Source organism: Dactylosporangium aurantiacum, from assembly GCF_000716715.1.
Taxonomy (GTDB): Bacteria; Actinomycetota; Actinomycetes; order Mycobacteriales; family Micromonosporaceae; genus Dactylosporangium; species Dactylosporangium aurantiacum.
The window spans coordinates 242,367-265,765 of the sequence record NZ_JNYJ01000008.1; the positions used below are offsets into that span (position 1 = coordinate 242,367).

Annotated in this window: 22 protein-coding genes and 1 pseudogene; 11 read left to right on the forward strand and 12 right to left on the reverse strand. The window is 74.7% G+C overall.

Going from position 1 to position 23,399, the window contains the following annotated elements:
• Positions 1–168: 168 nt before the first annotated feature.
• Positions 169–1,644, reverse strand: a complete 1,476-nt coding sequence (locus tag OP18_RS52320) for an NTF2-like N-terminal transpeptidase domain-containing protein (protein ID WP_162189779.1) — start codon at positions 1,642–1,644, stop codon at positions 169–171.
• Positions 1,645–1,764: 120 nt separating this feature from the next.
• The gene (gene sthA, locus OP18_RS12080; protein ID WP_033358971.1) at positions 1,765–3,168 is read right to left on the reverse strand and encodes a Si-specific NAD(P)(+) transhydrogenase; all 1,404 of its coding nucleotides are present in this window, start codon (positions 3,166–3,168) and stop codon (positions 1,765–1,767) included.
• Between the two features lie 61 nt (positions 3,169–3,229).
• Between sthA and OP18_RS12085 the strand changes: the two genes are divergently transcribed.
• The gene (locus tag OP18_RS12085) at positions 3,230–3,748 is read left to right on the forward strand and encodes a type II toxin-antitoxin system PemK/MazF family toxin (RefSeq protein WP_245635349.1); all 519 of its coding nucleotides are present in this window, start codon (positions 3,230–3,232) and stop codon (positions 3,746–3,748) included.
• A gap of 54 nt (positions 3,749–3,802) precedes the next feature.
• Here the strand turns inward: OP18_RS12085 and OP18_RS12090 are convergent, their stop codons facing one another.
• The 4 genes from OP18_RS12090 to OP18_RS12105 form a co-directional block, all read right to left on the reverse strand.
• Positions 3,803–4,543, reverse strand: coding sequence for a hypothetical protein (locus OP18_RS12090; protein WP_156089455.1), 741 nt, complete (start codon positions 4,541–4,543; stop codon positions 3,803–3,805).
• A gap of 42 nt (positions 4,544–4,585) precedes the next feature.
• A complete protein-coding gene (locus tag OP18_RS12095) occupies positions 4,586–5,242 on the reverse strand; it encodes a hypothetical protein (RefSeq protein ID WP_156089456.1) in 657 nt (218 codons plus the stop codon).
• Between the two features lie 71 nt (positions 5,243–5,313).
• Positions 5,314–6,237, reverse strand: coding sequence for a hypothetical protein (locus tag OP18_RS59590; RefSeq protein ID WP_052386575.1), 924 nt, complete (start codon positions 6,235–6,237; stop codon positions 5,314–5,316).
• The gene (locus OP18_RS12105) at positions 6,237–6,845 is read right to left on the reverse strand and encodes an RNA polymerase sigma factor (RefSeq protein ID WP_052386606.1); all 609 of its coding nucleotides are present in this window, start codon (positions 6,843–6,845) and stop codon (positions 6,237–6,239) included. Before OP18_RS12105 ends, OP18_RS59590 begins: the two co-directional genes overlap by 1 nt.
• Before the next feature lie 104 nt (positions 6,846–6,949).
• Between OP18_RS12105 and OP18_RS12110 the strand changes: the two genes are divergently transcribed.
• Complete coding sequence (locus OP18_RS12110) at positions 6,950–7,300, forward strand: STAS domain-containing protein (RefSeq protein WP_033358864.1); 351 nt, start codon at positions 6,950–6,952, stop codon at positions 7,298–7,300.
• Positions 7,301–7,409: 109 nt separating this feature from the next.
• Here the strand turns inward: OP18_RS12110 and OP18_RS12115 are convergent, their stop codons facing one another.
• Together OP18_RS12115 and OP18_RS12120 are read right to left on the reverse strand one after the other, a co-directional pair.
• Positions 7,410–8,069, reverse strand: a complete 660-nt coding sequence (locus OP18_RS12115) for a DUF3159 domain-containing protein (protein ID WP_052386576.1) — start codon at positions 8,067–8,069, stop codon at positions 7,410–7,412.
• Positions 8,070–8,190: 121 nt separating this feature from the next.
• The gene (locus OP18_RS12120) at positions 8,191–9,387 is read right to left on the reverse strand and encodes an FUSC family protein (protein WP_162189780.1); all 1,197 of its coding nucleotides are present in this window, start codon (positions 9,385–9,387) and stop codon (positions 8,191–8,193) included.
• A 40-nt stretch (positions 9,388–9,427) separates the two neighbouring features.
• On the opposite strand from OP18_RS12120, the gene OP18_RS12125 reads away from it, so the two are divergent.
• The 5 genes from OP18_RS12125 to OP18_RS12140 all read left to right on the forward strand — a co-directional run bounded on the left by OP18_RS12125 (position 9,428) and on the right by OP18_RS12140 (position 14,330).
• Complete coding sequence (locus tag OP18_RS12125; protein WP_033358866.1) at positions 9,428–10,159, forward strand: tyrosine-protein phosphatase; 732 nt, start codon at positions 9,428–9,430, stop codon at positions 10,157–10,159.
• A 102-nt stretch (positions 10,160–10,261) separates the two neighbouring features.
• A complete protein-coding gene (locus OP18_RS12130; RefSeq protein WP_081970665.1) occupies positions 10,262–11,743 on the forward strand; it encodes a DUF2252 domain-containing protein in 1,482 nt (493 codons plus the stop codon).
• Positions 11,744–12,114: 371 nt separating this feature from the next.
• Entirely contained in the window at positions 12,115–12,240 is a 126-nt protein-coding gene (locus OP18_RS61805; protein ID WP_260709527.1) for a hypothetical protein, read from the forward strand.
• Between the two features lie 103 nt (positions 12,241–12,343).
• Entirely contained in the window at positions 12,344–13,222 is an 879-nt protein-coding gene (locus tag OP18_RS12135; RefSeq protein ID WP_033358867.1) for a septum formation family protein, read from the forward strand.
• A gap of 94 nt (positions 13,223–13,316) precedes the next feature.
• Positions 13,317–14,330, forward strand: coding sequence for a LacI family DNA-binding transcriptional regulator (locus OP18_RS12140; protein WP_033358868.1), 1,014 nt, complete (start codon positions 13,317–13,319; stop codon positions 14,328–14,330).
• 85 nt (positions 14,331–14,415) lie between these two features.
• Here the strand turns inward: OP18_RS12140 and OP18_RS12145 are convergent, their stop codons facing one another.
• On the reverse strand, positions 14,416–15,510 hold the full coding sequence (locus tag OP18_RS12145; RefSeq protein WP_033358869.1) for an FAD-dependent oxidoreductase: 1,095 nt from the start codon (positions 15,508–15,510) through the stop codon (positions 14,416–14,418).
• 57 nt (positions 15,511–15,567) lie between these two features.
• Complete coding sequence (locus tag OP18_RS12150) at positions 15,568–17,475, reverse strand: PPC domain-containing protein (RefSeq protein ID WP_033358870.1); 1,908 nt, start codon at positions 17,473–17,475, stop codon at positions 15,568–15,570.
• 217 nt (positions 17,476–17,692) lie between these two features.
• Between OP18_RS12150 and OP18_RS12155 the strand changes: the two genes are divergently transcribed.
• The 4 genes and pseudogenes from OP18_RS12155 to OP18_RS62520 all read left to right on the forward strand — a co-directional run.
• Entirely contained in the window at positions 17,693–18,697 is a 1,005-nt protein-coding gene (locus OP18_RS12155) for a phosphotransferase family protein (RefSeq protein ID WP_033358871.1), read from the forward strand.
• A gap of 55 nt (positions 18,698–18,752) precedes the next feature.
• Positions 18,753–20,516, forward strand: coding sequence for a PAS domain S-box protein (locus tag OP18_RS12160; protein ID WP_052386578.1), 1,764 nt, complete (start codon positions 18,753–18,755; stop codon positions 20,514–20,516).
• 90 nt (positions 20,517–20,606) lie between these two features.
• Positions 20,607–21,788: a metallophosphoesterase gene (locus tag OP18_RS12165; RefSeq protein ID WP_033358872.1), complete on the forward strand. Its 1,182-nt coding sequence runs from the start codon at positions 20,607–20,609 to the stop codon at positions 21,786–21,788.
• 202 nt (positions 21,789–21,990) lie between these two features.
• A pseudogene (locus OP18_RS62520) lies at positions 21,991–22,185 on the forward strand (immunity protein Imm33 domain-containing protein); the annotation flags it as partial.
• Between the two features lie 46 nt (positions 22,186–22,231).
• On the opposite strand, the gene OP18_RS12170 reads toward OP18_RS62520, so the two are convergent.
• Both OP18_RS12170 and OP18_RS12175 read right to left on the reverse strand, forming a co-directional pair.
• A complete protein-coding gene (locus tag OP18_RS12170) occupies positions 22,232–22,723 on the reverse strand; it encodes a hypothetical protein (protein ID WP_156089457.1) in 492 nt (163 codons plus the stop codon).
• Positions 22,724–22,897: 174 nt separating this feature from the next.
• The gene (locus OP18_RS12175) at positions 22,898–23,338 is read right to left on the reverse strand and encodes a universal stress protein (RefSeq protein WP_245635350.1); all 441 of its coding nucleotides are present in this window, start codon (positions 23,336–23,338) and stop codon (positions 22,898–22,900) included.
• Between the last annotated feature and the right edge of the window lie 61 nt (positions 23,339–23,399).

A 23,399-nucleotide genomic window follows, 5' to 3' on the forward strand; every position in this document is an offset into this window, starting at 1 on the left:
CGACCGCGCGCCGCGCGAACCGGCCGGCGGGATCGGTGGTGCGTCAACCGAACGGCATGCCCGGCACGCTACCGCGCACCCGCCGCGGCGGCGCGCGGTTTTCCCACCGCCGGCACACCGCCCGGCCGGCACGTCACGGCGCGGCGCACCGTCCGGCGGGCGGAGCGTTCAGCCGGTCAGGGACCGGGCGAACGCGTCGGCGATCGGGCCCGTGACGTCCTGGCCGGCGCCCTCGACGTACACGCAGAACGCGACGTCGCCCTGGACCCGCACCGACATCCCGGGCACCGTCAGCGGGCCGGTGACCGCCGGGCCCTCCACGGCCGGTGGACCCGGTGACGGCTCGATGACCAGCACCGGCTGGCGCCAGCGCCCCCTGGCGACGGCAGCGGCGGCGGCCGCGTACACCAGCGGGGACCCGACCACGCCCGACGGCGTGACCCGGCCGGTGAACATGTCGGCGCCGAGCCTCCACTGGGCCCCGAAGCCGGCGGCGGCGCCGTCGACGCCGAGCGGCGGGCTCGGCACCTCGGCGAGGAACGCGAGGTTGTACCCGGCGGCGTCGGGACCGTTCGCGGCGGCGAGGACGGCGCCGTCGCCGACCCGGACCGCGACCAGCGCCGAACGGCTCGCCGTGGCCGCCAGGGCCGTCTCCGCCGCCTGCTGCGTCCTCACCTCGACGGTGGTGCGCACCTTCGCCCCGTCGACCGCCGGCGCGGTGTACAGCACCTGCTCCTTGGCCAGGACCTCGAGCCGCGGCGTGCCGCGCAGGGCGGTGTCGTACCGGCGCTGCAGCCCGGTGAGCCCGGTGACGTCGCCGGGGCGCAGGGTCCCGCCGCTGGCGTCGATGAGCTCCTTCGTCGCCGGGCCGGACGTGCCGAGCAGGGCCCGGCCGAACGTGCGGGTCAGCGGCAGCGACAGGGTCCCGGCTCTGGTGGTGACCCCGTCGGTGGCGGCGAGGTCCCGCTCGATCTCGGCGTAGTCGCGTTTGCGCAGGGTGACGAGATCGACGAACGCGTCGGGCTTGGCCGCCCGGATCCGCGCCGGCAGCGCCGACACGTCGACCGGCACCCGCACCGAGCGGAACACCACGTCGAGCCGCTGCACCAGGGCGTCGACGTCGCGCACGAGGCGGGGCTCGACCCCCACGTACACGACGGGGACCTCGGACACGATCGGCGTGCCGTCGGCGGCCAGGACCAGCCCGCGCGTGGCGGGCGTGGCGCGCAGCGTCATCCGCGCACCGTCCGGCAGGTCCGGGTGCACGACGGCGGGGCCCAGGTAGACCGCCCAGCGCCCGTCGATGCGGCGGGCCTCCAGGGTCGTCTCGTACGCCCAGTGCCGCCCGTCCGGCAGCGTCCAGTCGACACCGGCGGTGGCCTTGGCGTCGTTCTTGCGCACGGTCGCGGCACCGTGCCGGGCCACCACCGGGCGGCGGGCGGCGAGGTCGCCCTCGGTGTCGGCGAGCAGCCGCCGGGCCGCGTCGGCGGGCAGCGGCTGCCCCGCGGGCGTGCGCAGCTCGACGCCGGTGAAGTCGGCGCGCTGCCAGCCGGCGACGAACGCCGCGAACGGGTCCTCGGCGGGCGGGTCGCCGGTGCATCCGGCGGTCGCCAGCAGCAGGGCGGCGACCAGCGCCCGTCTCACGTGTCGCAGCATCCGTGCCATCCCCCGGTCCTCAGTGCACTCCTGTGGAACCGTATCGCCGGGCGGCGGGGTTGTTCCCGGTGGCTGTGACCCGCGCCACAGCCACCGGGGGACGGCGGGTCAGGCGGTCAGGCGGGACACCGAACGCATCTTGTTCATCGCGTCGAGAGCGGCCACCTTGTACGACTCGGCGAGCGTCGGGTAGTTGAACACCGCGTCGACGAGGTAGTCGACGGTGCCGCCGCAGCCCATCACGGTCTGTCCGATGTGGACCAGCTCGGTGGCGCCGGTGCCGAAGACGTGCACGCCGAGGATGCTGCGGTCCTCCGGCGACACGATGATCTTCAGCATGCCGTACGAGTCGCCGATGATCTGGCCGCGGGCGAGCTCCCGGTACCGGGAGATGCCGACCTCGAACGGGATGTTGCTGTCGGTGAGGTCGTCCTCGGTGCGGCCCACGAAACTGATCTCGGGGATGGTGTAGATCCCGATCGGCTGCAGCAGCTGCATGCCGCGCACCGGCTCGTCGCAGGCGTGGTGGGCGGCGAGGCGGCCCTGCTCCATGGACGTGGAGGCCAGCGCCGGGAAGCCGATGATGTCGCCGACGGCGTAGATGTGCGGCACCTCGGTCTGGAAGTGCTCGTCGACGGTGATCCGGCCGCGCTTGTCGGCCTCCAGACCGGCCTTGTCCAGGCCGAGCTGGTCGGCGGCGCCCTGCCGGCCGGCGGAGTACATGACGGCGTCCGCGGCGATCCGCTTGCCGCTGGCCAGCACGGCGACGGCGGTGCGGCCGTGCCGCTCGACGGAGGCGACGGACTCGCGGAAGCGGAACGACACCGACAGGTCCCGCAGGTGGTACTTGAGCGCCTCGACGATCTCCAGGTCGCAGAAGTCGAGCATCCGGTCGCGGCGCTCCACGACGGTGACCTTGGTGCCGAGGGCGGCGAACATGGAGGCGTACTCGATGCCGATGACGCCGGCGCCGACGACGACCATCGACGCCGGGATCTTGTCGATGTTGAGGATGCCGTCGGAGTCGATGATCGTGGTGTCGTCGAAGTCGACGCTGTCGGGGCGGGCCGGGCGGGTGCCGGCCGCGAGGATGATCTTCTCGGCGGACACGAGGGTGGAGTGGCCGTGCTCGTCGTTCACGGCGAGGGTGTGCGGGTCGACGAACCGGCCCGTGCCCTGCAGCAGCTTCACCCGGTTGCGGGCCAGCTGGCTGCGGATGACCTCGATCTCCCGGCCGATCACGTGCTGGGTCCGCGCGCCCAGGTCGCCGACGGTGATGTCGTCCTTGACGCGGTAGCTCTGCCCGTACATCTCCCGCTGGCTGAGACCGGTCAGGTAGAGCACCGCCTCGCGCAGGGTCTTGCTCGGGATGGTGCCCGTGTTGATGCAGACACCGCCGATCATGTGGCGCCGCTCGACGATGGCGACGCGGCGGTCGAGCTTCGCGGCCGCGATCGCCGCCTTCTGCCCGCCGGGGCCGGAACCGAGCACGAGGACATCGAAGTCGTACATGAACCACAGTGTCCAGTGCCGGATCAAGCCCGTCCAGACGATCGGGGCTATGGTCGTCCGCGTGAAACGACTTCTTCAAGGTCTGGCCGCGCGGCTCGGCGCCCGCCGGGCGCCCGCGCCCCCACCGCAGCCGGCGCCGCCGCCGGCGCGCCCGCAGCCGCCGCAGCAGCGGGCGACGCTGCACAAGCCCGGGCCGCCGCCGAGGCACGTCAGCGACAAGCTGCTGCAGTACGCCCCGCAGCTGGACGGCGCCGCCGATCCTGGCGAGGTCGTGTGGACCTGGGTGCAGTACGAGGACGACCCGAGCCAGGGCAAGGACCGGCCGGTCCTCGTCGTCGGCCGCAAGGGCACGTCGCTGGTCGGGCTGATGCTGTCCAGCCAGAGCGAGCGCGACGGGCAGCGCAACTGGTTCGCCCTCGGTCCCGGTTCGTGGGACCGTGACCAGCGGCCCAGCTGGGTGCGGCTCGACCGGGTCCTGACGGTGGAGGAGCACGGCATCCGGCGGGAGGGCGCGGTGCTGGACCGGGAACGGTTCGACCGCATCGCCGAGCGGCTGCGCAGCGCGTACGGCTGGGACTGACGACCCGCACCGGCGCCGAGGCCCCGCACCGGCCCGGCCCGGCCCGGTGGCCGGTCAGCGTGGCAGCGGCGCCCGGCCCAGGCCCTTGACGCTGCCGCGCAGCGTGTCGTGCCGGCCGGCCGGGTCGTCCACCTCGGTCACCAGGCACAGCCCGCTGTCACCGTCGAACCAGCGCACCCGCAGGTCGCCGCGCCGCGCCAGCTCGTCCCCGGTGAGCGACAGGTACCCGGCGGCCACGGCGGGACAGCCCGCCGCCGGGTCCGCGCCCTCGGGCAGCAGGCCGGCGACCTCCGCGGCGTGGTGCTCGTCGCAGCGGCCGTACCGCAGCGTGTCCTCGTCGTCGAGGTCGGTCACCAGGCAGGTGACCGCGAGCCGGCCGTCGCGCATGCCGTTCTTCAGGCTGCCGGTGCCGCTGGTCGTCCGGCCGGCCGTGTCCAGGGCCTCCGCCAGCGCGCACCACCGCCCGCCCCGCCGCTGGTCGGCCGCGCTGAGCAGGGCGTACACGACGCGGGAGGCGCGCCGGGCGCCGCCGAGGAACGCGTCGGCGCGCTCCTGGCACCGCCGCTGCGCGTCATCGGCGCGCAGCAGCGCGATGACCTCCCAGTCGTGCGGCCGCCCGCAGTCGACGGGGGCCAGGTGCTCGCCGAACTCCGGGATGCCCTGGACGGACGGCAGCGCCGCGAAGCAGCCCGGATCGCCCTCGCCGGATCCCGACGAGCGGGACATGCTGTGCCACAGCAGGACACCGGCGAGCACGAGCAGCCCGGCGATGTAGATCACGGCTCTGCGGGGCATGACCGTGGACCGTAGCGGAGACGGCCGGCGCGGACGACCCCTTTACGGCTGGGGCTGGAAGACCGGCAGCATCCTGGCCAGTTCCTCGCGCATGAGTGCCGCCGCGTCGTCGAAGCGCTCCACGACGGTGGCGGTCTCACCGGTGCCGTCGCTGCCGACGAACCGCCACGAGCCGTCCGTCGACGAGGCGAGCGTCGCCCGGGCCGGGGTGGTGCCGCGGGCGACGTCCTGCGCGGTGGAGGCGTTGAACGTGGCGACGGCGGGCCGGTGCCGGTGCAGGAACCGGTCGGCGACCGCCAGCAGCGGCTCACGCACGTCGACGTCGGCGCCGATCGGGGTGATGTCGTAGCAGCGGTACGCCCGCGCCGCGACCAGGAACCGGGTCATCTCCGCCTCGAACAGCAGCGCCCCGTCGGCGTGGTCCTCCGCGGTGAGCGCGACCTGGATGAACGCGCGCGGGTGGTGCAGCCCGGCGGCGACCGCGGCCACCGCCGGCGCCATCTCCAGCTTCTGCCCGTCGACGGGGGCGGCGAGGTGGCGCAGCAGCAGCGACCCGAGGCCGGCGCTGAGCACCGCGTCGGCCCGGTCGGCGTCGGTGAGCCCGAGCAGCCGGGGCGCCTCCCCCGCCGGTCCGCCGCTGGCCAGCAGGAACGACAGCTCGGCGGCGGTCATGCTGAGGTGTTCGGTGGTCCCGTCCATGGCGTCCATCCCGTCGCGCGTCGTGCCGTCGTCGTGGTGCTCAACGCCGGGCGGCCGATCGCGTCACGCGTTCAGGCGCGGCTGGCCTTTTTCGACCTGTCGCTCGACGGCTGCCCGTGCTGGCCGGTCTGCCCGGGCTGCCCTGGTTGGCCGGTCTGCCCGGGCTGGCCGGGCTGCCCGGGCTGGCCCGTTTGCCCGGGCTGGCCGGGCTGCGCGGGCTGCCCGGGCGCGGACGGGGTCAGCCCGCAGAAGCGCTCGATCCGGTCCTGGCCGCCCGCGGCGGCGGCGAGGGCCTGCAGGTCCGCCGGGTCCATCGGATCGCGGTGCGGGTCGTCGCGGACCTTCTCCCACTCCTTGCACAGGCGTTTCACGTCCGCCGCGGTGGTGGGGGCGGGGGCGGTCGACGGCTGCCGCACCGCCACGGTCGGCGACCCGGCACGCACCGTCTGCCCCGGCTGCGGTTCCTTGCCCGTCGGGTCGCGCTGGTCGCCGGCGGGGCCGGGGACCTGGTCGATCCAGTCGTGCGCGGCCCGCTGCAGCGGCTCGGGCAGCCGGCCGGCACCCGCGGCGACCCCGGTGCCGGCGACGGCCGCGGCGGCGAACGCGGCGGCGAGGATCCCGACCCGGGCGCGGGCCGGCCGCGACCGCCGCGAGGTGACACCGGCGGCACCGCCGGCACCCTCGGCGGCGAGGCCGGCACGCTCAGCGGCGAGGCCGGCACCCTCGGCGGCGGCGCCGGCGTCCATCCGGGCGCCCGCGCGGGAGGCGTCGGCCCGGGCGGCGTCGGCCCGCGCCTTCGCCCGGGCGGTGGCCTCGTCGAGGTACGCCTGGCGGAACGCGGCGACCGCGGCCCGCTCCCCCGCCAGCTCGTCGGGGCGGGCCGGGCCGGCCGCCGCCCGCAGCAGGGCGGCGACCGGGGAGTCGCCGGCGCCGCCGTCCAGCAGCCGCTGCGCCTCCGCCCTGGCCTGGGCCCGGCGCCGCCACCAGCCGCGCATCAGGCCCCCTCCAGGTGCGGGTGGGGCAGGTCGGCGCCGGTCGGGCCGACCGCGACCCGGCGGGAGCGGACCTGCGGGTGCGCGGCGAGGCGGCGCAACCCCCGCATCGCGGCGATGCGGACCGCGCCGGGGCGCTTGCCGAGTACCTCGGCGGTGCCGGCGACGTCGAGGCCCGCCACGACCCGCAGCAGCACCGCCTCGGCCTGGTCGGGCGGCAGCTCGCCGATGAGCCGCAGCGCCCACTCGGTGCCGGCGTGCTCGAGGACCTCCGCGGCGGCGTCCGGCGCGGGCCGGCCCGGCTCGACCTGGTCGCGGCTCTCCTCGCGGCGGCGCCACGCCCGCCGGACGTCGTCGATCGCGCGGTGCCGGGCCACGCGGAACAGCCATACCCGGAACGCCGTGGCATCCCCGGCGAAGCGGGGCAGATCCCGCACGACCTGGAGCCACGTCTCGGACGCGACATCCTCCGCCGCGTCGCCGCACACGGCGTGCAGGTACCGTAGGAGGGCCGGCTGCAGGGCGCGCCACAGCACGGCGAAACCGGTCTCGTCACCACCGGCCGCGGCCCGCAACGGCGCGGCGAGGTCGGCGTCACGCACCGGCGTCACCGACCGGGTGTAACGCGCGGTGAGCGCGGGCCGCCCCTTGAGGGACGAGCACCATCCGCGCACCGAGGGGGACCACCGTTGACGCACCGACTGCAGGAGCGGACATGACCGACGCCATCGCGACCGGCACGGTCGACGGCTGTGTCGTGGTCACGCCCACCGGCGCTCTCGACGTCGCCACGTCGCCGGCGTTGCACACCTGGGTGCACCGCTGTCTGGACGAGGGCGCGACGCGGCTGGTGCTGGACCTGTCGGAGGTGGAGTTCATCGACTCCACAGCATTGCGGGTCCTCGTGTCCGTGCACAAGCGGTTGCGGGAAACCGAATCGGGTGGATTCGCCGTGGTGTGCCCGCATGCTCGGATCCGGCGGATCTTCGACCTGACGGCACTGGACCGGGTCCTCACCCTGACCGACACCGTCGACGAGGCAGTGATCGCCCTCAAGGCGCCCTGACCAGCGCCGACCCACCCGGTCGCGGCCGCCGTCCGGCGCCCTGACCAGCACCGGCCCGCCGGGTCGCGGCGCCGGCGCGGCGTCGTGACCCGGGCCGGTCCGCCGCTTGTCACCGGCCACCCACCCCGGCCTCGGACGGCACCGGCCGGGGGTGGCGGATGCCCGGGTGGCCGGGCGGCAGGCTCCGGCGCAGCACCCACCAGCTCGCCGCCAGGCACGCCGCGACCAGCGGCCAGGTCAGCACCATCTGTGCCGTGCCCAGCCACACCACCAGACCCGCCCACCACAGCGGCACGAAGATCAGCAGGCGGACGAGGTACTGCGCGACCCACACCCAGCTCGCCGCCTGGTACGCCCGCAGCAGCCCGGGATCCCGGCGCCACCTGGTCCGCTGGCCCAGCACGGTGCCGGCGACCACGCCCAGCAACGGCCACCGCACCAGGACGCTGCCGGCCCAGGCGAGCGCGCTCGCGGCGTTGGTCAGCAGCCGCACCAGGAAGAAGTCCTCGGCCCGGCCGGTGCGCAGCGCGACGATCGCGCCGAGGCACACCAGCAGCAGGCTGACCGTGGTCGCGGCCGGCGCCCTGCCCTGCCGCAGCCGCCACGCCGCGACGGCCGCACCGGCGAGCACGGCGGTCCCGGCGCCGAGCGCGATCGACCGGCCGCCGGCGAGCCAGCCCGCGGTGAACCCGACCACGGGCACGACACTGTCCAGCGCGGCCCGGCGCCCGCCGAGCAGCTCGGCGAGTGACTCGTCCCCGTCGCGCACCGTCCACGCCCTCCAGCCACCGTCCGCGCCCACCGGACCCCGGCAGCCCAGGTTAGCCTGCCCACCGGCACCGCCGCCGCACGCCGGGTCCGGCCGCGGCGCACCGGCCGCGGGGCGCGGGTCACGACCGGGGCAGGGTGTCGGGGTCGATGAGCGCCTCGGCATCCTCGCCGACGATGTCCTGGCGCAGCTGGTCGAGCCGGCCCAGCAGGCTGACGGAGTCCAGGACCGCGACCGCGCTCGGGAACACCGTGTGCACGTCCTCGACGGCGGCGGTCAGCGCCTCCCGCAGCGCCGTGTCGTCCGGCCGGGCGCCGTCGATCCGGTCGCTGAGCAGCACCGCAAGGGCCCGCAGCAGCGCCGTCAGGGTCGCCCGCTCCAGCGCCGGCACCGGCCCGGGCCGGTCGTACAGCCGGTCGGCCGCCAGCGACACGGACCGCACCTGCAGCGTGACCCGCACCAGGAACACCTGGTCGTCGCGCAGCGCCGCGACCCGCTGCCGGTGCCGGCCGGCGCCCACGTTGAACCTGACCGTCTCCTCGGCCCCGGCGAGCTCCGCGGCGGCGGTCGCGCTGAGCTCGGTCAGCTCCCGCGCCTCGGCGATCCAGTCGTGCCGCTGCGCCAGCGCCGCCATGACCGGCTCACCGGCGCGCCGCTCCAGCTCGTCGGCCATGTCCAGCAGGATCGTCACGCTCGCCGCCGCCCACGTCTCCAGTGCCTCGCGCACCCGCCGCAGCCGCGGGCGTTCCGGCACGACCACGGCGACGACCAGCCCGACGACGCTGCCGATGGCGACGTCGGCGAAGCGCCACTGGCCGTACCCCTTGGCGACCGGGGCCAGCACGAGCACCGCGATCATCGCGATGGTGAGCTGGTTGCGCGCCAGCGGCGTGTTGGTGACCTGCCGCGCGACGACCAGCGCGGCGAGCGCGCCGAGCGCCAGCGACCACCAGGTGAGCCCGAGCAGCCGCACCCAGCCGATCGCCAGGACCGTGCCGACCAGGTTCGCGAACAGCAGCTGCAGGCCGGTGGCCAGGGAGCCGTAGACGCTGGCCTGCAGCGTCAGGATCGCCACGATCGGCGCGAACAGCACCGCCACGTTGTCCCCGAGCTGCCTCGCCAGGACCCACGCCACGGTCGCCGCGACGGTGGTCTTCACGACGGTCAGCCAGCTCGGCCGGCTCTTCGGCACGCTCCCCAGCAGCGCCCCGAGCGGCTCGGTGACCAGTGCCCCGGATCTCGACACGGATCTCGGCAGCGGCTTCGGCAGTGGCTTCAACCAGGGCTTCAACCAGGGCTTGGGCGGGGCAGGATCCACGTCGCCCAACGCTACCGCCACACCCGATAGGGTCGCAGGCGTGCGCAGCTACGACCACCCGAACCTGTTCAACTTCCGCGACCTCGGCGGCTACCGGGGGCGCGGCGGCCGCACGGTGCGCTGGCGGCGGCTGTTCCGCTCCGACTCGCTGAGCCGCATCGACCCGGCCGACGCGGCGTCGTTCACCGCGCTCGGCGTGCGCACCGTCATCGACCTGCGCCGCCCCCGCGAGGTCGCCCGCGACGGCCGGGTGCCCGAGTTCGCCGGGCTCACGTACCACCACCTGCACCCGGAGCACGCCGAGTGGGAGGACACAGGCGACCACGACGAGCCCAGCGACGCGCGCTGGCTGGCCAACCGCTACCTGGACATCGCCACCTCGGGCGCCGCCGCGGTGGTCGCCGCGGTCGGGGTCATCGCCGAGGCCGACAACGCGCCGGTGGTCGTGCACTGCGTCGCCGGCAAGGACCGCACCGGGGTCGTGGCGGCCCTCACGCTCGCCGCGCTCGGCGTCGCCGAGCAGGACATCGCCGAGGACTACGCGCTGACCGGCGCGGCGACCGGCCGCGCCATGGCGCACCTGCGCCGCAGCGACCCGCACCTGGCGGCGATGCCGGAGCGGTACCTGGCCTGCCCCGCCGAGGCGATGCTGCTGTTCCTGCGCGACCTGGACCACCGGCACGGCTCCGTGCGCGGCTACCTGCTGGAGCACGGCCTGACCGGCGCGCACCTGGCGGCGCTGGAGGCGCACCTGCTGCAGGACCCGGCCTGAGGCCGCGCGCCGCGCCCCACCGGGGCTGACCAGGCCCGCCGGCCGGGACGTGGCCTGTATCCGACACCTGCGTGAGGGCCTCCGGCCGCTACCGTAAGGGACATGATCGGCTCCACCGGATCGCCGGCCTCCGGGGCGTCCCCCGCCCCCGCGGTGCCGGCGCCTGACGCCCCCCGCACCGGCACCGCCCGCGCCGCCGCCCCCGCGGTGCCCGACGTGGTCCGCGCCGGCGGCTGGTCGGCGCCGGAGGCGTTGCGCGCCGAAGGGGCCCAGCGCCGCGCCGGCACCCCCGTCAAGGCCCTCACCGAGCTGCGGCCCGCCACCGGCCGCGACCCCGTCGCCGTCACCGCCGCGTCCAACGCCGGACGGGTCGCGCAGCTCGTGCCGATCCGCATCGGCCGGATGATCAGCTCACCGTTCGCGTTCCTGCGCGGCTCCGCCGCCGTGATGGCCGCCGACCTCGCCGCCAACACCGCCGACACCGGCCTGCACGGCTACGTCTGCGGCGACGCGCACGCCGCCAACTTCGGCTTCTACGCCTCCCCGGAACGCCGCCTCGTCATGGACGTCAACGACTTCGACGAGACCGTCGTCGGCCCCTGGGACTGGGACCTCAAACGGCTCACCGCCAGCATCGTGAGCGCCGGCCGCGAGGCGGGCCTGCCCGACGACGAGTGCCGCGACGCCGCCCGCGACTGCGCCACCGGCTACCGCACCGCCCTCGCCGAGCTCGCCGACATGCCGCTGCTGGACGCGTACTACCTCACCACGGACCACTCGACGCTGGAGCACTTCGGCATCGGCGACCTCGTCGACACCTTCGACCGGGTCCGCAAGAAGGCGAAGAAGAACACCAGCCGCCGCGTGGCGCAGAAGTTCACCCAGCGCCTCGACCACGACGCGTGGCGCTTCACCCCGGACCCGCCGATCCTGGTCCCGCTCGAGTCGGCCGAGGCGTACCCGGTCATCGAGTCCCTCGACGGCTACGCCGCCACCCTCGACGAGGAGATCCGCGCCCTGTTCGGCCGCTACGCCGTCGTCGACGTGGCGCACCGCATCGTCGGCCTCGGCAGCGTCGGCTACCGCTCGTACGTGGTGCTGCTGCACGGCAACGGCGACGAGGCCCTCGTGCTGCAGGTCAAGCAGGCTCGCGCCTCCGCCCTCGCCCCCTACCTGCCGCCGGTGCCCGACCAGCACGCCGGCGAACGCGTCGTGCGCGGCCAGCGCTGGATGCAGACGGTCAGCGACGTCCTGCTCGGCTGGACCAGCATCGACGGGCAGCCGTACCTGGTCCGCCAGTTCCGCGACATGAAGGGCAGCATCGACCCGACCACCCTGCGCGCCGGCCAGCTCGACGACTACGCCCGCGTCTGCGGTGTCGTCCTGGCCCGCGCCCACGCCCAGTCCATCGACCCCCGCACCCTGTCCGGCTACTGCGGCGCCCCCGACACCGCCGACGGCGACGAGTTCGACGCGGCGTTCGCCACGTTCGCGGTCGCCTACGCCGACCAGACCGAGGCCGACCACGCCGCCCTCGTCGCCGCCGTCAGCGCCGGCACACTGCCCGCGGTGACCGGCGTCTGAGCGGTCCGCCGGCGCGCGCCGCCCGCGCCGGGCCGGCCGCTTCCTGGAAAGGCTCTTGTGATGGTGCACCGCTGCTGACACACTGCCCGAGCGCGCGTTCGCGGGGGAGGCAGAAACGTGGTGCGTTTCAACGTGGTGGCCGTGCCGGCCCTGCGGCTGGTGGCGGCCGCCGGCTGCGCGCCGGCGCCGGAGGGCGGCGACCGCGACCTCGTCGACGACCGGGCGATGCCGGCCGCGGCGAAGGTGCCGCAGCCGCAGGCCGGTGACTGCTGGAGCACCGACGCCACCGAGGTGTCCGACGTCGTCGCCGCGCCGGGGCGGGTGGTGCGGGCGCCCTGCGAGCACACGCACAGCCGGCCGACGACGAGACCATGCAGGCGGCGTACGACGACGCCGGCTGGGACAAGCTCCGCGGCTTCACCGGCAGCCCCACCAGCGTGCTGGACAAGGCCGACGTCCGGTACGGGTACTGGATGGCGGGCGGCGAGGACGAGTAGCGGTCGGGCCTGCGCACGGCCCGCTGCCGCGTGATGCTGACGAAGAGGATCACCAGGTCATTGAAGAGCAACGGAAGCGCGGCGATCTGAGATGCGGGCACGGATGACGGCGGTGCTGGCCCTGCTGCTGGTGACGGCGGCCGGCTGTGCGCAGACCCCCAAGGGCGTGGACAAGGACCTCGTCGACGACTGGGCGATGATGGCCGCGGCGAAGGTGCCGGAGCCGAAGCCCGGCGACTGCTGGACGACGCAGTCCAGCCAGATCCGCGACATCGCCGCCACGCCGGTCTCGGTGGTGCAGACGGCGTGCGAGATGTCCCACGTCACCGAGACCGCGTACGTCGGGCAGTTCACCGGGTCGCTCGCCGACGCGGACCGCGCCCCGTCCGCCGACGCGATGGCCGAGACGTACCAGGACTGCGACAAGCAGGTCACCACGTTCCTCGGCGGGGCATGGCAGGACTCGCGGCTGCGGATGGTCGTGTACCCGCCGACGACCACCCAGTGGCGCGGCGGCGCCCGGTTCTACCGCTGCGACGTGGCGGCGCTGCGCACCGAACGCGGCATCCTCGACCCGCGCACGCAGACGCTCAAGGGCGCCCTGCAGTCCGGCGGCGAGCTGATGCTCGGCTGCGGCACGCAGGTCGAGATCGGCGGCAACTGGACCGACGTGGACCCGGCGGCGTGCACCGCCCCGCACGACACCGAGTTCGTCGGTGTCGTGACGGCGGCCAGCAGCGTCTACCCGACGGACGCGAAGGCCCGCTCGACGGCGTGGGGCGACCGGTGCCTGAACAAGATCCGCTCGTACACGTCGATGCCGGACAGCGCCCTGGCCAAGGCGAAGGCCGGGTACGGCTACTGGCAGATCGCCCTGAGCCAGGACGAGTGGAAGGCCGGCAACCACAGCGCCCGCTGCTACGTCACGCTGCCGAAGAAGATCACCCGGTCGCTGAAGGGCGCCGGCAACATCACCATCTGAGCGCCCGGCCGGCGGCGCGGACGAGCGTCGCCGGCCGCCCACCGGCGGGTGGCTGCCGTCCGGCGGCACCGGCCGATACGTCAAACTGATCAGCATGGCGACCGGCCGGGTGACCCTGCTCGACGTCGCGCACCGCGCCGGTGTGTCCCGCACGACCGCCTCGTTCGTGCTGACCGGCCGCCGGGACATGCGCATCTCCGCCGACGCCCAGCAGCGGGTGCTGCGCGCCGCCCGCGAGTTGGACTACCGGCCCAACCTGACCGCGCGCGGCCTGCGGACCCGGGTCACCCAGACGATCGGCCTGGTGTCGGACACGACCGCCGGCGACGCCTTCGCCGGTGAGATCATCCGCGGCGGCACCGCGGCCGCGCTGACCCGCCAGCACCTGCTGTTCATCGGTGAGACCGAGGGCGACCCGGCCACGCAGCAGCGCCTGATCCGGGACATGCTCGACCGCGGCGTCGACGGGTTTCTCTATGCCGCCGCGCACACCCGGCGGATCCAGGTCCCGGCCGCGCTGCGCGGCCACCCGGTGGTGCTGGTCAACTGCGTGACCGACGAGGCCGGCGCGACCAGCGTCGTGCCGGACGAGCTGGCCGCGGGCCGGGCCGCCGCGGCGGCGCTGCTGGCCGCCGGCCACCGCGACGGCATCCACGTCGTCGGGGAGTCCGCGCCGCACGGGTACGCCGCCCGGCACCGCCGCACCGGCGTCGAGGAGACCCTGGCCGCCGCCGGCACCCGCGTCGCCGGCACGATCGAGTCGGCGTGGTGGCCGGAGCCCGCGTACGAGGCGGTGCACCGGTTCCTCGCCGCCGGCGGCCGCGCCACGGCGCTGATCTGCCTCAACGACCGCCTCGCGATGGGTGCCTACCAGGCCGCGGCGGAGGCGGGGCTGCGCGTCCCGCGGGACCTGTCCGTGGTCGCGTTCGACGACTCGGGCCTGGCGTCGTGGCTGCGGCCGCAGCTGACGTCGCTGGCGTTGCCGCACGTCGAGCTGGGCCGCCGCGCGGTCGAGCTGCTGCTGGACCCGGACCGGCCGGCGGGCGCGCACCTGGTCGACATGCCGCTGCGCGCCCGGGCGTCGATCGCCCCACCGCCCGGCACGTGAGCCCGCCGGCCGCGCCGGCGCGCCGACGGGTCCGCGCGCGGACGGGTGTCCACGCACGGGCCGACACCGCCGGGCCGGTGGCCGGTCAGCGGGGCACGGCGGCGGGCTGGGCGGCGCCCGCGGTCACGTCACCGGTGGTGCCGGCGGTGAGGGCGCGGGACAGTGCCAGCGCCGCGGCGCGGCCGGCGCGGTTGGCGCCGACGGTGCTGGCGGACGGGCCGTACCCGATCAGGTGGACGAGGGGCTCGCGCACGGTGGCGGTGCCGTCGAGGCGGATGCCGCCGCCCGGCTCGCGCAGGCGCAGCGGCGCGAGGTGGGTGAGCGCGGCCCGGAAGCCGGTGGCCCAGATGATCGCGTCGGCGGGTTCGACGGTGCCGTCCCACACGGCGCCGGCCGGGACGAGCCGGTCGAACATGGGGCGGCGGTCCAGGGCGCCCTTGGCGAGCGCCGCGCGGACGAGGCTGGTGTAGCCGAGGCCGGTGACGCTGACGACGCTGCGCGGGGGCAGGCCGGCGGTGACGCGTTCGGTGACCCGGGCGATGACGGCGCGGCCGTGGTCCTCGGTGAACTCGCCGTCATGGAAGACCGGCGGGCGGCGGGTCACCCAGCGGGTCGACGCGGCGACGCCGGCCAGCTCCGACAGCACGTGCACGGCCGAGTTGCCGCCGCCGACGACGATGACGCGCAGCCCGGCGAAGTCGTCCGGGCCGCGGTACGCGGCGTAGTGCAGCTGCCGTCCGGCGAAGTCCGCGGCGCCCGGGTACACCGGGATGTAGGGCCTGGTCCAGGTGCCGGTCGCGTTGATGACCGCCCGCGCCCGCCAGACCCCGTCGTCGGTGTCGAGGACGAACCCGGGATGCCCGCGGCGCACGGCGTGGACCCGCACGGGCCGGCGGACCGGCAGGGCGAAGCGCTGCTCGTACCGTGCGAAATAGGACGGCACGACCGTCGCGGCGCGGCCTGACGCGGGCGGCTCGAACGGCATCCCGGGCAGGTCGAAGATGCGGTGCAGGTCCGTCACGCCCAGCGACGGCGCCCGGTGCCGCCAGGCGCCGCCGGGGGCGTCGTCGGCGTCGAGGACCACGAAGTCGAGGCCGAGCCGGCGCAGGTGGTAGGCGGCCGACAGGCCCGCCTGCCCGGCGCCGATCACCACGATGCCCACACCGGAGTCCGCGTCCACGACGGGGGAAACCCCACCGTGGACGCGGATCTTCCCGCGGGTGAGCGAGCTAACGGGTCACTTGGCCTTGCCCTTGGTGAGGCCCCACGCGGTGGTGTTCAGGGTGTCCTCGATGCCGGCGAGGCCCTCGTCGGGGAAGAACTCGTCGTCGCCGAAGTCGTAGTCGACGTCGTCGGCGGTGCCACCGACGTTGTCCGGCCCGACCCCGAAGAGGCCGGGGAAGGCACCGCCGGCGTCCATGAGGTTCGGGGTGTCGTTGAGCGGGTCGGTGTGGAAGTTGCCGTACAGGTGGCCGCCCTCGTGGGAGATGACGTTGGCCAGCGCCCGGCCGACAAACTTGATCTTGTCGCTGGCCGGGGTGATGTACGTGTTGAGCGACGCCGCGCCGCTCGGGTCGCTGAGCACGTCGAGCAGGACGATCGCGCTGTCCTCGGTGGCGTAGTTGCCCGGGTCGATGAACTGGGCGATGCCGATCGTGTCGATGCCCGACTCGGCGATCGTGCCGCCGACGACGATGCGGTGCACGTTCGGCTGGCCGAACGGGTCGGCGTGGTCGCGGCTGTTGAGGATCCGCAGCCCGACGCGCGGGTTGGTGCCGCGCTCCTTCAGGTCGTTGAGGAGGTTCTCCTTGACCCCGGCGATGACCTCGTTGATCACCTTGTTCTCGTCGGCGGCGGTCAGGCCCCACTTGCCGAGGAACCCGGCGAGCGGCGACAGGGTGCGCACCCCGGGGCCGCCGAAGATCGCGGTGTTGATCCGGGCGCCGTCGAAGTCGAGGTACAGGGTCTGCACGGTGCCGTTGTCCTGCGCCTCGGGGCCGGGACGGTACGCCTCGACGGTGATGTCGTACAGGCCCGCGGCGCCGCCCACCTCGACGGTGAACCGGCCGCTGGTCGCGGCGACCTGCGACACGACCGCGTTGCCGCCGCCGGGCAGCGGCGAGGACGGCGCGTAGATGAAGCTCGCGTCCTGCTCGGAGCCGAACACGACCCGCCCGGACGGGTCGCGGACGGTGAGCCGGGTGCCGACGCCGGTCACCGACGCGCCGAGGACGTCCCCGGCGAGCAGGTCCACGGCGTAGAAGTCGCGGTCGGGGAAGGACAGGGTGGCGTTGAGCAGGTACGGGCCCTCGCTGCCGGAGCCGAGGCCGCTGCCGGAGTCGAACGGGTCGGCGGGGAACACGGTGCCGGTGCCGAACCCGGAGATCAGCAGGTAGTAGGTGCCGGACGTGGTGAACGTGAAGTCGAGCAGGCTGTCCAGGCCCGGCCCGCCGTCGTCGTCGGTGCCGACGAGGACGCCGGTCGCGTCGTACAGGCCGATGACGGTGTCCAGCGGCCCGCTCGGCGTGTCGGTGCCGGCGATCAGCTGCTGGCCCGCGCTCGCGGTGATCTTGATGAAGTCGAAGTCGCCGGTGTCGTCGCCGGCGCTGCCGTGCGGCCCGTCACCGATCTCGCCGCTGGTGGCGACGCCCTTGCGGCCGGCGCCGAGCAGCACGTCGGAGGCGATCGGGATGGCGCCGTTGTCCTCCGCGGGCGCGGCGACCGTCGAGGTGCTCACCGTCTCCGGGGACAGCTGCCCCAGCACGCGCGCCCGGTTGTTGAGCTTCTTGCCGGTGCCGAAGCCCTTGACCAGCTCGGCGGTGGCGTGGCTGTCGTTGGAGCCGAACGTGCCGCGCGGCTCGGCCTCGTCGTGCAGCAGCGGCGAGGTCGCCGCCGCCGTCAGCGAGTGCTTCTTCAGGTCGGCCCGGGCGGCCGCCTGGGTCTTGGCCACCTCGGACCAGTAGTACTTGTCGACCTTGCTCTGGTCCCGCAGCAGCGCGGTGTACGGGTTGACGGCGTGCTGCGGCGCCTTCAGCGTCGACTGCTGCTTCGGTACGACCTGGATGCCGGCGGCGAGCTGGCGTTTGATGCCGTCGCTGAGCTCCTTGGACGGTGCCGCCGCGGCGGGGCTCTGTGGCAACGCCACCAGAGCCGCCCCGACCAATCCGGCGACAGCGAAACTCGCGAGCCTTTTCCTCACGTGGCCTCCCCATTGAGTCAGGCGTTTCGTGCACGCTATGGCCTGCAAGGTCGTCTACACCAGGTCTGATGTCTGTCAATACAAGATTTAACAGACTGAACGATCAACGCCTATGTGAATCGACCGCGCCGCGGCACCCGCCGGGCTCACCTAGAGTGTCGGTGTGCCGAACGCCGCCAGCCCCACGCAACGCACGTTCACCGCCGCCGGCCTGACCGCCCTGCTGCGCGAGCGGTCCGGGCTCACCGCCGTCCACTGTGGACCGCTGAGCGGGGGCACGTTCGCCGCGGTCTGGCGGGCGACCCTGGACGACGGCCGCGACGTCGTGGTGAAGGTGGGGCCGCCGGCCGGGGTGCCGCTGCTGCGGTACGAACGCGGCGTCATCGCGGCCGAGGCGCGCTACTACCGCACGGTCGCCGCCGCGACGCCCCTGGTGCCGGTCCCGCCGGTGCTGCACGCCGACGACGACGTGGTGGTCGTCGGGCTGCTGCCCGGCCGGCCGCTGACCGAGCTGACCGGTCCCGGCCACGAGGACGCCGCCGCCGCGGTCCGCGAGCAGCTCGGCGTGGCGCTGCGGCACCTGCACACGGCGACCGCCGGGCAGTGCGGGCACTTCGGGTACAGCGGCGACGGCCGGGCGTCGGGGCCGACCTGGCGGGCCGCGTTCACCGCGATGACCGCCGACCTGCTCGCCGACGCCGACGACTGGGGCGTGCCGCTGCCGGTCCCCGCCGGCGAGGTGCTCGCCACGATCGACCGGCACGCCGACGCCCTCGACGAGGTGGAGCGCCCGGCGCTGGTGCACTTCGACCTGTGGGACGGCAACGTGCTGTGCGAGGGCGGCCGCCTCACCGGCCTCGTCGACGGCGAGCGGTACTTCTGGGGCGACCCGCTCTACGACTTCGTCTCCCCCGCCATCGGCCGGCGCATGGAGGAGCTGCCGGACCACCCGGTGCTGCGCGGCTACCACGGCCGGCCCGGCCCGCACGGGTTCACCGGCACGCAGCGCCGCCGGCTGATGCTGTACCGGCTGCAGCTGGCGATCCTGATGCTCGCCGAGATGCCCAGCCGCGGCATCGTCGGCGACGAGGCCCGGCAGCGCCACGACTGGCTCGTCCCGCTGCTGCTCGCCGACCACCGGGATCTGGGCCGGTCCGCCACGATGTGATGTGCGTGTCCGCCACGATGTGATATAGAGGTTGTTACATACCGTAAGGATGTCGATGGGCAGACGGCAGATCCTGAGCACCGCGGTGTACGGGGCGCTGATCGCGGCGCTCGGTGCCGTCGTGTTCGCCGCGCCCCGCCTCGACGCCGTGGCCTGGGCCGGGATCGGCCTGTGCGCCGCCGCCGCGATCGGCCTGGGCATCCGGCGGGTCCGGCCGCGGCGCCCCGCACCGTGGTGGGCCCTGGCCGCCGCGATCGTGGCGATGACGGCCGGCGACGTCCTGTACGGGCTGACCGACGCCGGCACCGACCCGCCGGCCCTGGCCGACGTGTGCTACCTGGCGATGTTCCCGTGCGTGGCGGCGGCGCTCATCGGCCTGACCCGCGCCTCGTCCACCCTGGACGGCCGCACCGGCCTGCTGGACCTGCTCGCCGTCGGCGGCGCCGCGCTGCTCGCCGCGTGGGTGTTCATCGTCGGCCCGCGCCTCGACGGCGCGGTGAGCGCGACCGGGTGGTCGGTCCAGGCCGCCTACACCCTCGGTGACGTGATCGTCCTCGTGGTCACCGTCCGGCTGGTCCGGGCGGCGCCCCGCAACCCGTCCGCGGTGCTGCTGGCGGCCGGCGCCGCCGGGATGCTCGTCGCCGACGTGGCCTACGGCGCCGCCGAGGCGCGCGGCGGGCTCACCCCCGGCGGCCCCGCCGACCTCGGCTACCTCCTGCTGTACGGGGCGTGGGGCGCGGCGGCGCTGCTGCCGTCGATGGCGGCGCTGACCGACCCGGCGGCGCCCCAGCCCGGCGACGCGCCGGTGCGCGGGCTGGGCATGGTGCCGCTGTTCACCGCGGTCGCGGTCGCGCCCGTCGTGCTGCTCGCCCAGGCGATGACCGGCCCCGTCCACGACGGCCCGGTGATCGCCGTCGCGTTCGGCATCAGCCTCGCGCTGCTGGTCACCCGGCTCAGCGACGCCGTCGGGCGGCACGCCGAGGCGCTGCGCCGCGAGCGGACCCTGCGCCACGCCGGCACCGTCCTGGTCAGCGTCACCGACGCCCGGACGGTCGCCGTCGCCGTGCGCACCGCCGTGCGGGAGCTGCTGCCCGCCGACACCCCGCACGTCATCGTGGTCGACTCCAGCCTCACCGACCTGCTGCCGCTCAACGAGCTGTCCACGCCGCGGATCGTGCCCGTGCACCAGGTGCCGCCGCTGTGGCGGGAACGCCTCGGCGAGTTCGGGTACGCCCTGGTCTGCCCCCTGGACGCGGCGGTGCTCTACCTCGCCGCCGAACGCCGCGACCTGCGCACCGTCCAGGACGCGGTCACGGTCCTGGCCGGGCAGGCCGCGCTCGCGCTGGCCCGCATCGCGCTCACCGAGGCCGCCAGCCGCCGCGACAGCGACAACTACCTGCGGGCCGTCGCCGAGCACACCAACGACGTCGTGCTCGTCCTCGACGACGACGAGCGCATCCGGTACACCAGCCCGTCGGTCACCGACCTGCTCGGGATCTGGCCGACGCCCTTCGCGACGCTGCGCGAGATCGTCTCCCCCGCCGACCGCGACCAGGTCGACGCGACCCTCGGCGTGGCCCTCACCGGCGGCCGCGACGGCACCCGCGACACGTGGAGCCTGCGCCGCCCCGACGGCACCCGGGTCCTCGTCGAGGTGAGCTTCCGCGACCTGCGCGACGACCGCCTCGTGCGGGGCATGGTCATCACCATGCGCGACGTCACCGAGCAGCGCCGCCACGAGCTCCACCTGCTGCGCCGCCACTGGGAGGACACCCCTGGCGCGGCGAACCGGGACAATTCAGCGCGCAAGTACCACTGAGCGCGGTCTTCGGCTGCGGCTTCCGGCGGGGCTGAGAGGTGTCACAGGATCGTCTTGGTCGGTCGATGGCACTGCGTGCCATGCTGAAGCGTGGCTACCACTGAAGCGGTCCCTGTCGCGCGGCGCCGGTCGCTGCTGCGCCCCTTGCTGTTCGGGTTGACGCTGGTCACCGTCCTGACCCTGCTGTTCGGCGTCCCGTGGTGGTCGCTGGTGCAGTCGGGCAACGCATGGCCCGTCCCGGTGCGTGTCGCCGGCACCGCACTGTTCGCGGTGGGTCTCGTCGGGTTCCCGGTGCTGATGATGCTCGGCCACGGCCGCCGGCACCTCGACTGGGCGTCCCGCGTCGCCGACACGACCCTCGGCGTCGTGTGGCAGCTGTTCGTGTGGGCGGTCGCCGGCGACGTGCTGCGCCTCGCCCTGCTCGCCGGCGGTGTCGACGACCCGCTGCGCTCCAGGGTCGTCGCCGGCTTCACCGGCGTCGTCGCCGTGGGCCTGCTGCTGTGGGGGTACGTCGAGGCGATGCGCGTGCCCCGCGTCCGCCGCGTCGAGGTCGCGATCCCCCGCCTCGGCCCCGGCCTGGACGGGCTGAAGGTCGTGCTGCTCACCGACACCCACTACGGCCCGATCGACCGGGTCCGCTGGTCGAAGGGCGTCACCGACGTCGTCAACCGCCTCGACGCCGACATCGTCGCCCACACCGGCGACATCGCCGACGGCACCGTCGCCCAGCGCACCGACCAGGCCGCCCCGCTCGGCGACGTGCGGGCCCGCTACGCCAGGGTGTACGTGACCGGCAACCACGAGTACTACGGCGAGGCCGAGGGCTGGCTGCAGCGCATGGGCGAGCTCGGCTGGGACGCCCTGCACAACCGCCACCTCGTCGTCGAACGCGGCGGCGACCGCCTCGTCGTGGCCGGCGTCGACGACCGCACCGCCGCCGGCACCGGCCTGCAGGGCCACCGCGCCGACCACGCCACCGCCCTCGCCGGCGCCGACCCCGACCTGCCGGTCCTGCTGCTGGCCCACCAGCCGAAGCAGATCACCGACGCCGTCGAGCACGGCATCGACCTGCAACTGTCCGGCCACACCCACGGCGGCCAGATGTGGCCGTTCCACTACCTGGTCCGCCTCGACCAGCCCGTCGTGCAGGGCCTGACCCGCCACGGCGAGCGCACCCAGCTGTACACCAGCCGCGGCACCGGCTTCTGGGGCCCGCCGTTCCGCATCTTCGCCCCGAGCGAGATCACCGAGCTGACCCTGCGCAGCGCCTGACCCGTCGCGGCCGCCGCCCCGGCGGCGGCCCGGCGTGGCCGTTCGTCCCCGGCGGTGCGCGTGACCGATCCCCCCGGCGCCGAGGACGGCCGCCGTCCTCGCGCCGGGCGGCCTGACCGTTCCCTGCGGCTGGTTTCGTCCGCGAGGTCCGAGTTCCGGGACCAGCGGAATCTTGCCGCTCTCGATGTAGGTGGGTGACACCGTGGAACGGCTCGGCGAGCCGGAAGCACAACAGCGGTTCGCGTGTGATGTCGACCCGGTCGGCATCGAGGATGCGCTCGCCGTTGCGAGGGGGTTCTCTTGGACGGACCTGCCGATCAACGGGCTGCGGCACCCTCGGACAGCAGGGCTCTGCGGGTGGTACCTGTGGTCATCGGAGGTGTTTCCGCGGGCCGAGGACGCATTCGAGGTGAGGGTGACCGGTACACGGTCCACTCTGACCGCTACTCATGGACCTGCACCGCGCCCGCGCTCAGCCGGCGCCACTCCTCAGCGGTGTCCGGGTCGACGTCGCGCATCTCGATCCGGCCCGACCAGCCGTGCTTGGCGAACAGGTCGAACGGGACCCGCGGGTACACCCGCGGGCTCGCGAGCATCAGGGCCACCTGGTAGACGGCGTTGGTCGCCGCCAGGGCGAAGACCACGGGCAGGAACTCGTGCAGGACGCCGGCCCGACCTGTGACACCGAGGGCTATGCAGGCCAGGACCAGCACCAGCATCGCCACCCTCAGCGCGACGGCGCCCACGACGAACAGGTGCACAGGGCGCAGGCGGCGGGTCTGCTCGGCGGTGAGCGGCACCCGGACGCGCACGATCCGCAGGCCGGCGAAGCCGAGGACGTTCAGCGCGACCGGGGCGGCGTGCGCGGAACCGTCGAGGATCGAGCGGGACGGCAGCGGGAGATCACAGGACTTCACATCCCACGAAACCTTCACGCCGTCATGGTGGTCCCGTCCGTCAAGCACTTCGCCCTCAGACGCGTCCAGTTGCAGGGGAATCGGCTCGGCGCCGCACGCCGGCGGTCATCCCCCTGCGCGTTTACCCGTGGTGCGTTCACTGATCCGGCAAGATCAGACGCGCTTGCGGAGCAGGTCAAACTTGGCTCGGGATCAGGGGACCACGGTGACGGGCCATTTGCCGGCCTTCACGAGGCGGACGGCCAGCGAGCCGACGAACCGGTGGCCGAGGCGGGACGAGGCGCCCACGACGACCGCGTCGGCGCGCAGCTGGGTCGCCACGCGGATGATCTCAGAATACGGGTCGCCACGGGTGGCGACGAACTCGGCGCGGATGCCGGCGTGGACGGCGCCCGCTTCGACCTGGCGGCGCATGTCCTCGGTGGCTTCGGTGATGGCCTGTTCGACGGCGGCGGCAGCGCCCGCGACGAAGAGGCTGGCGGTGGGGGCGCCGGCGACGTAGACCACGACGAGGCGGGCACCCTGGCGGCGGGCGAGGCCCGCGGCGTAGGCGCCGGCCCGCAGGGACGTGTCTGAGCCGTCGACGCCGACGACGATGACCTTCGGCCCGTCCGTGCCCAGTTCGAAGACCACGGCAACAGCATGCCGCAGCCCCCGGCGGATCCGCATCCGGGGGCCGCGGCACGGCGAGCGG

Coding starts and splice junctions, on each gene's coding strand:
- sthA (WP_033358971.1), bottom strand. CDS start 3,168: ATGTACGACTTCGATGTCCTCGTGCTCGGTTCCGGCCCCGGCGGGCAG.
- OP18_RS12090 (WP_156089455.1), bottom strand. CDS start 4,543: ATGCCCCGCAGAGCCGTGATCTACATCGCCGGGCTGCTCGTGCTCGCC.
- OP18_RS12095 (WP_156089456.1), bottom strand. CDS start 5,242: ATGGACGGGACCACCGAACACCTCAGCATGACCGCCGCCGAGCTGTCG.
- OP18_RS59590 (WP_052386575.1), bottom strand. CDS start 6,237: ATGCGCGGCTGGTGGCGGCGCCGGGCCCAGGCCAGGGCGGAGGCGCAG.
- OP18_RS12110 (WP_033358864.1), top strand. CDS start 6,950: ATGACCGACGCCATCGCGACCGGCACGGTCGACGGCTGTGTCGTGGTC.
- OP18_RS12130 (WP_081970665.1), top strand. CDS start 10,262: ATGATCGGCTCCACCGGATCGCCGGCCTCCGGGGCGTCCCCCGCCCCC.
- OP18_RS61805 (WP_260709527.1), top strand. CDS start 12,115: ATGCAGGCGGCGTACGACGACGCCGGCTGGGACAAGCTCCGCGGCTTC.
- OP18_RS12135 (WP_033358867.1), top strand. CDS start 12,344: ATGACGGCGGTGCTGGCCCTGCTGCTGGTGACGGCGGCCGGCTGTGCG.
- OP18_RS12140 (WP_033358868.1), top strand. CDS start 13,317: ATGGCGACCGGCCGGGTGACCCTGCTCGACGTCGCGCACCGCGCCGGT.
- OP18_RS12160 (WP_052386578.1), top strand. CDS start 18,753: ATGGGCAGACGGCAGATCCTGAGCACCGCGGTGTACGGGGCGCTGATC.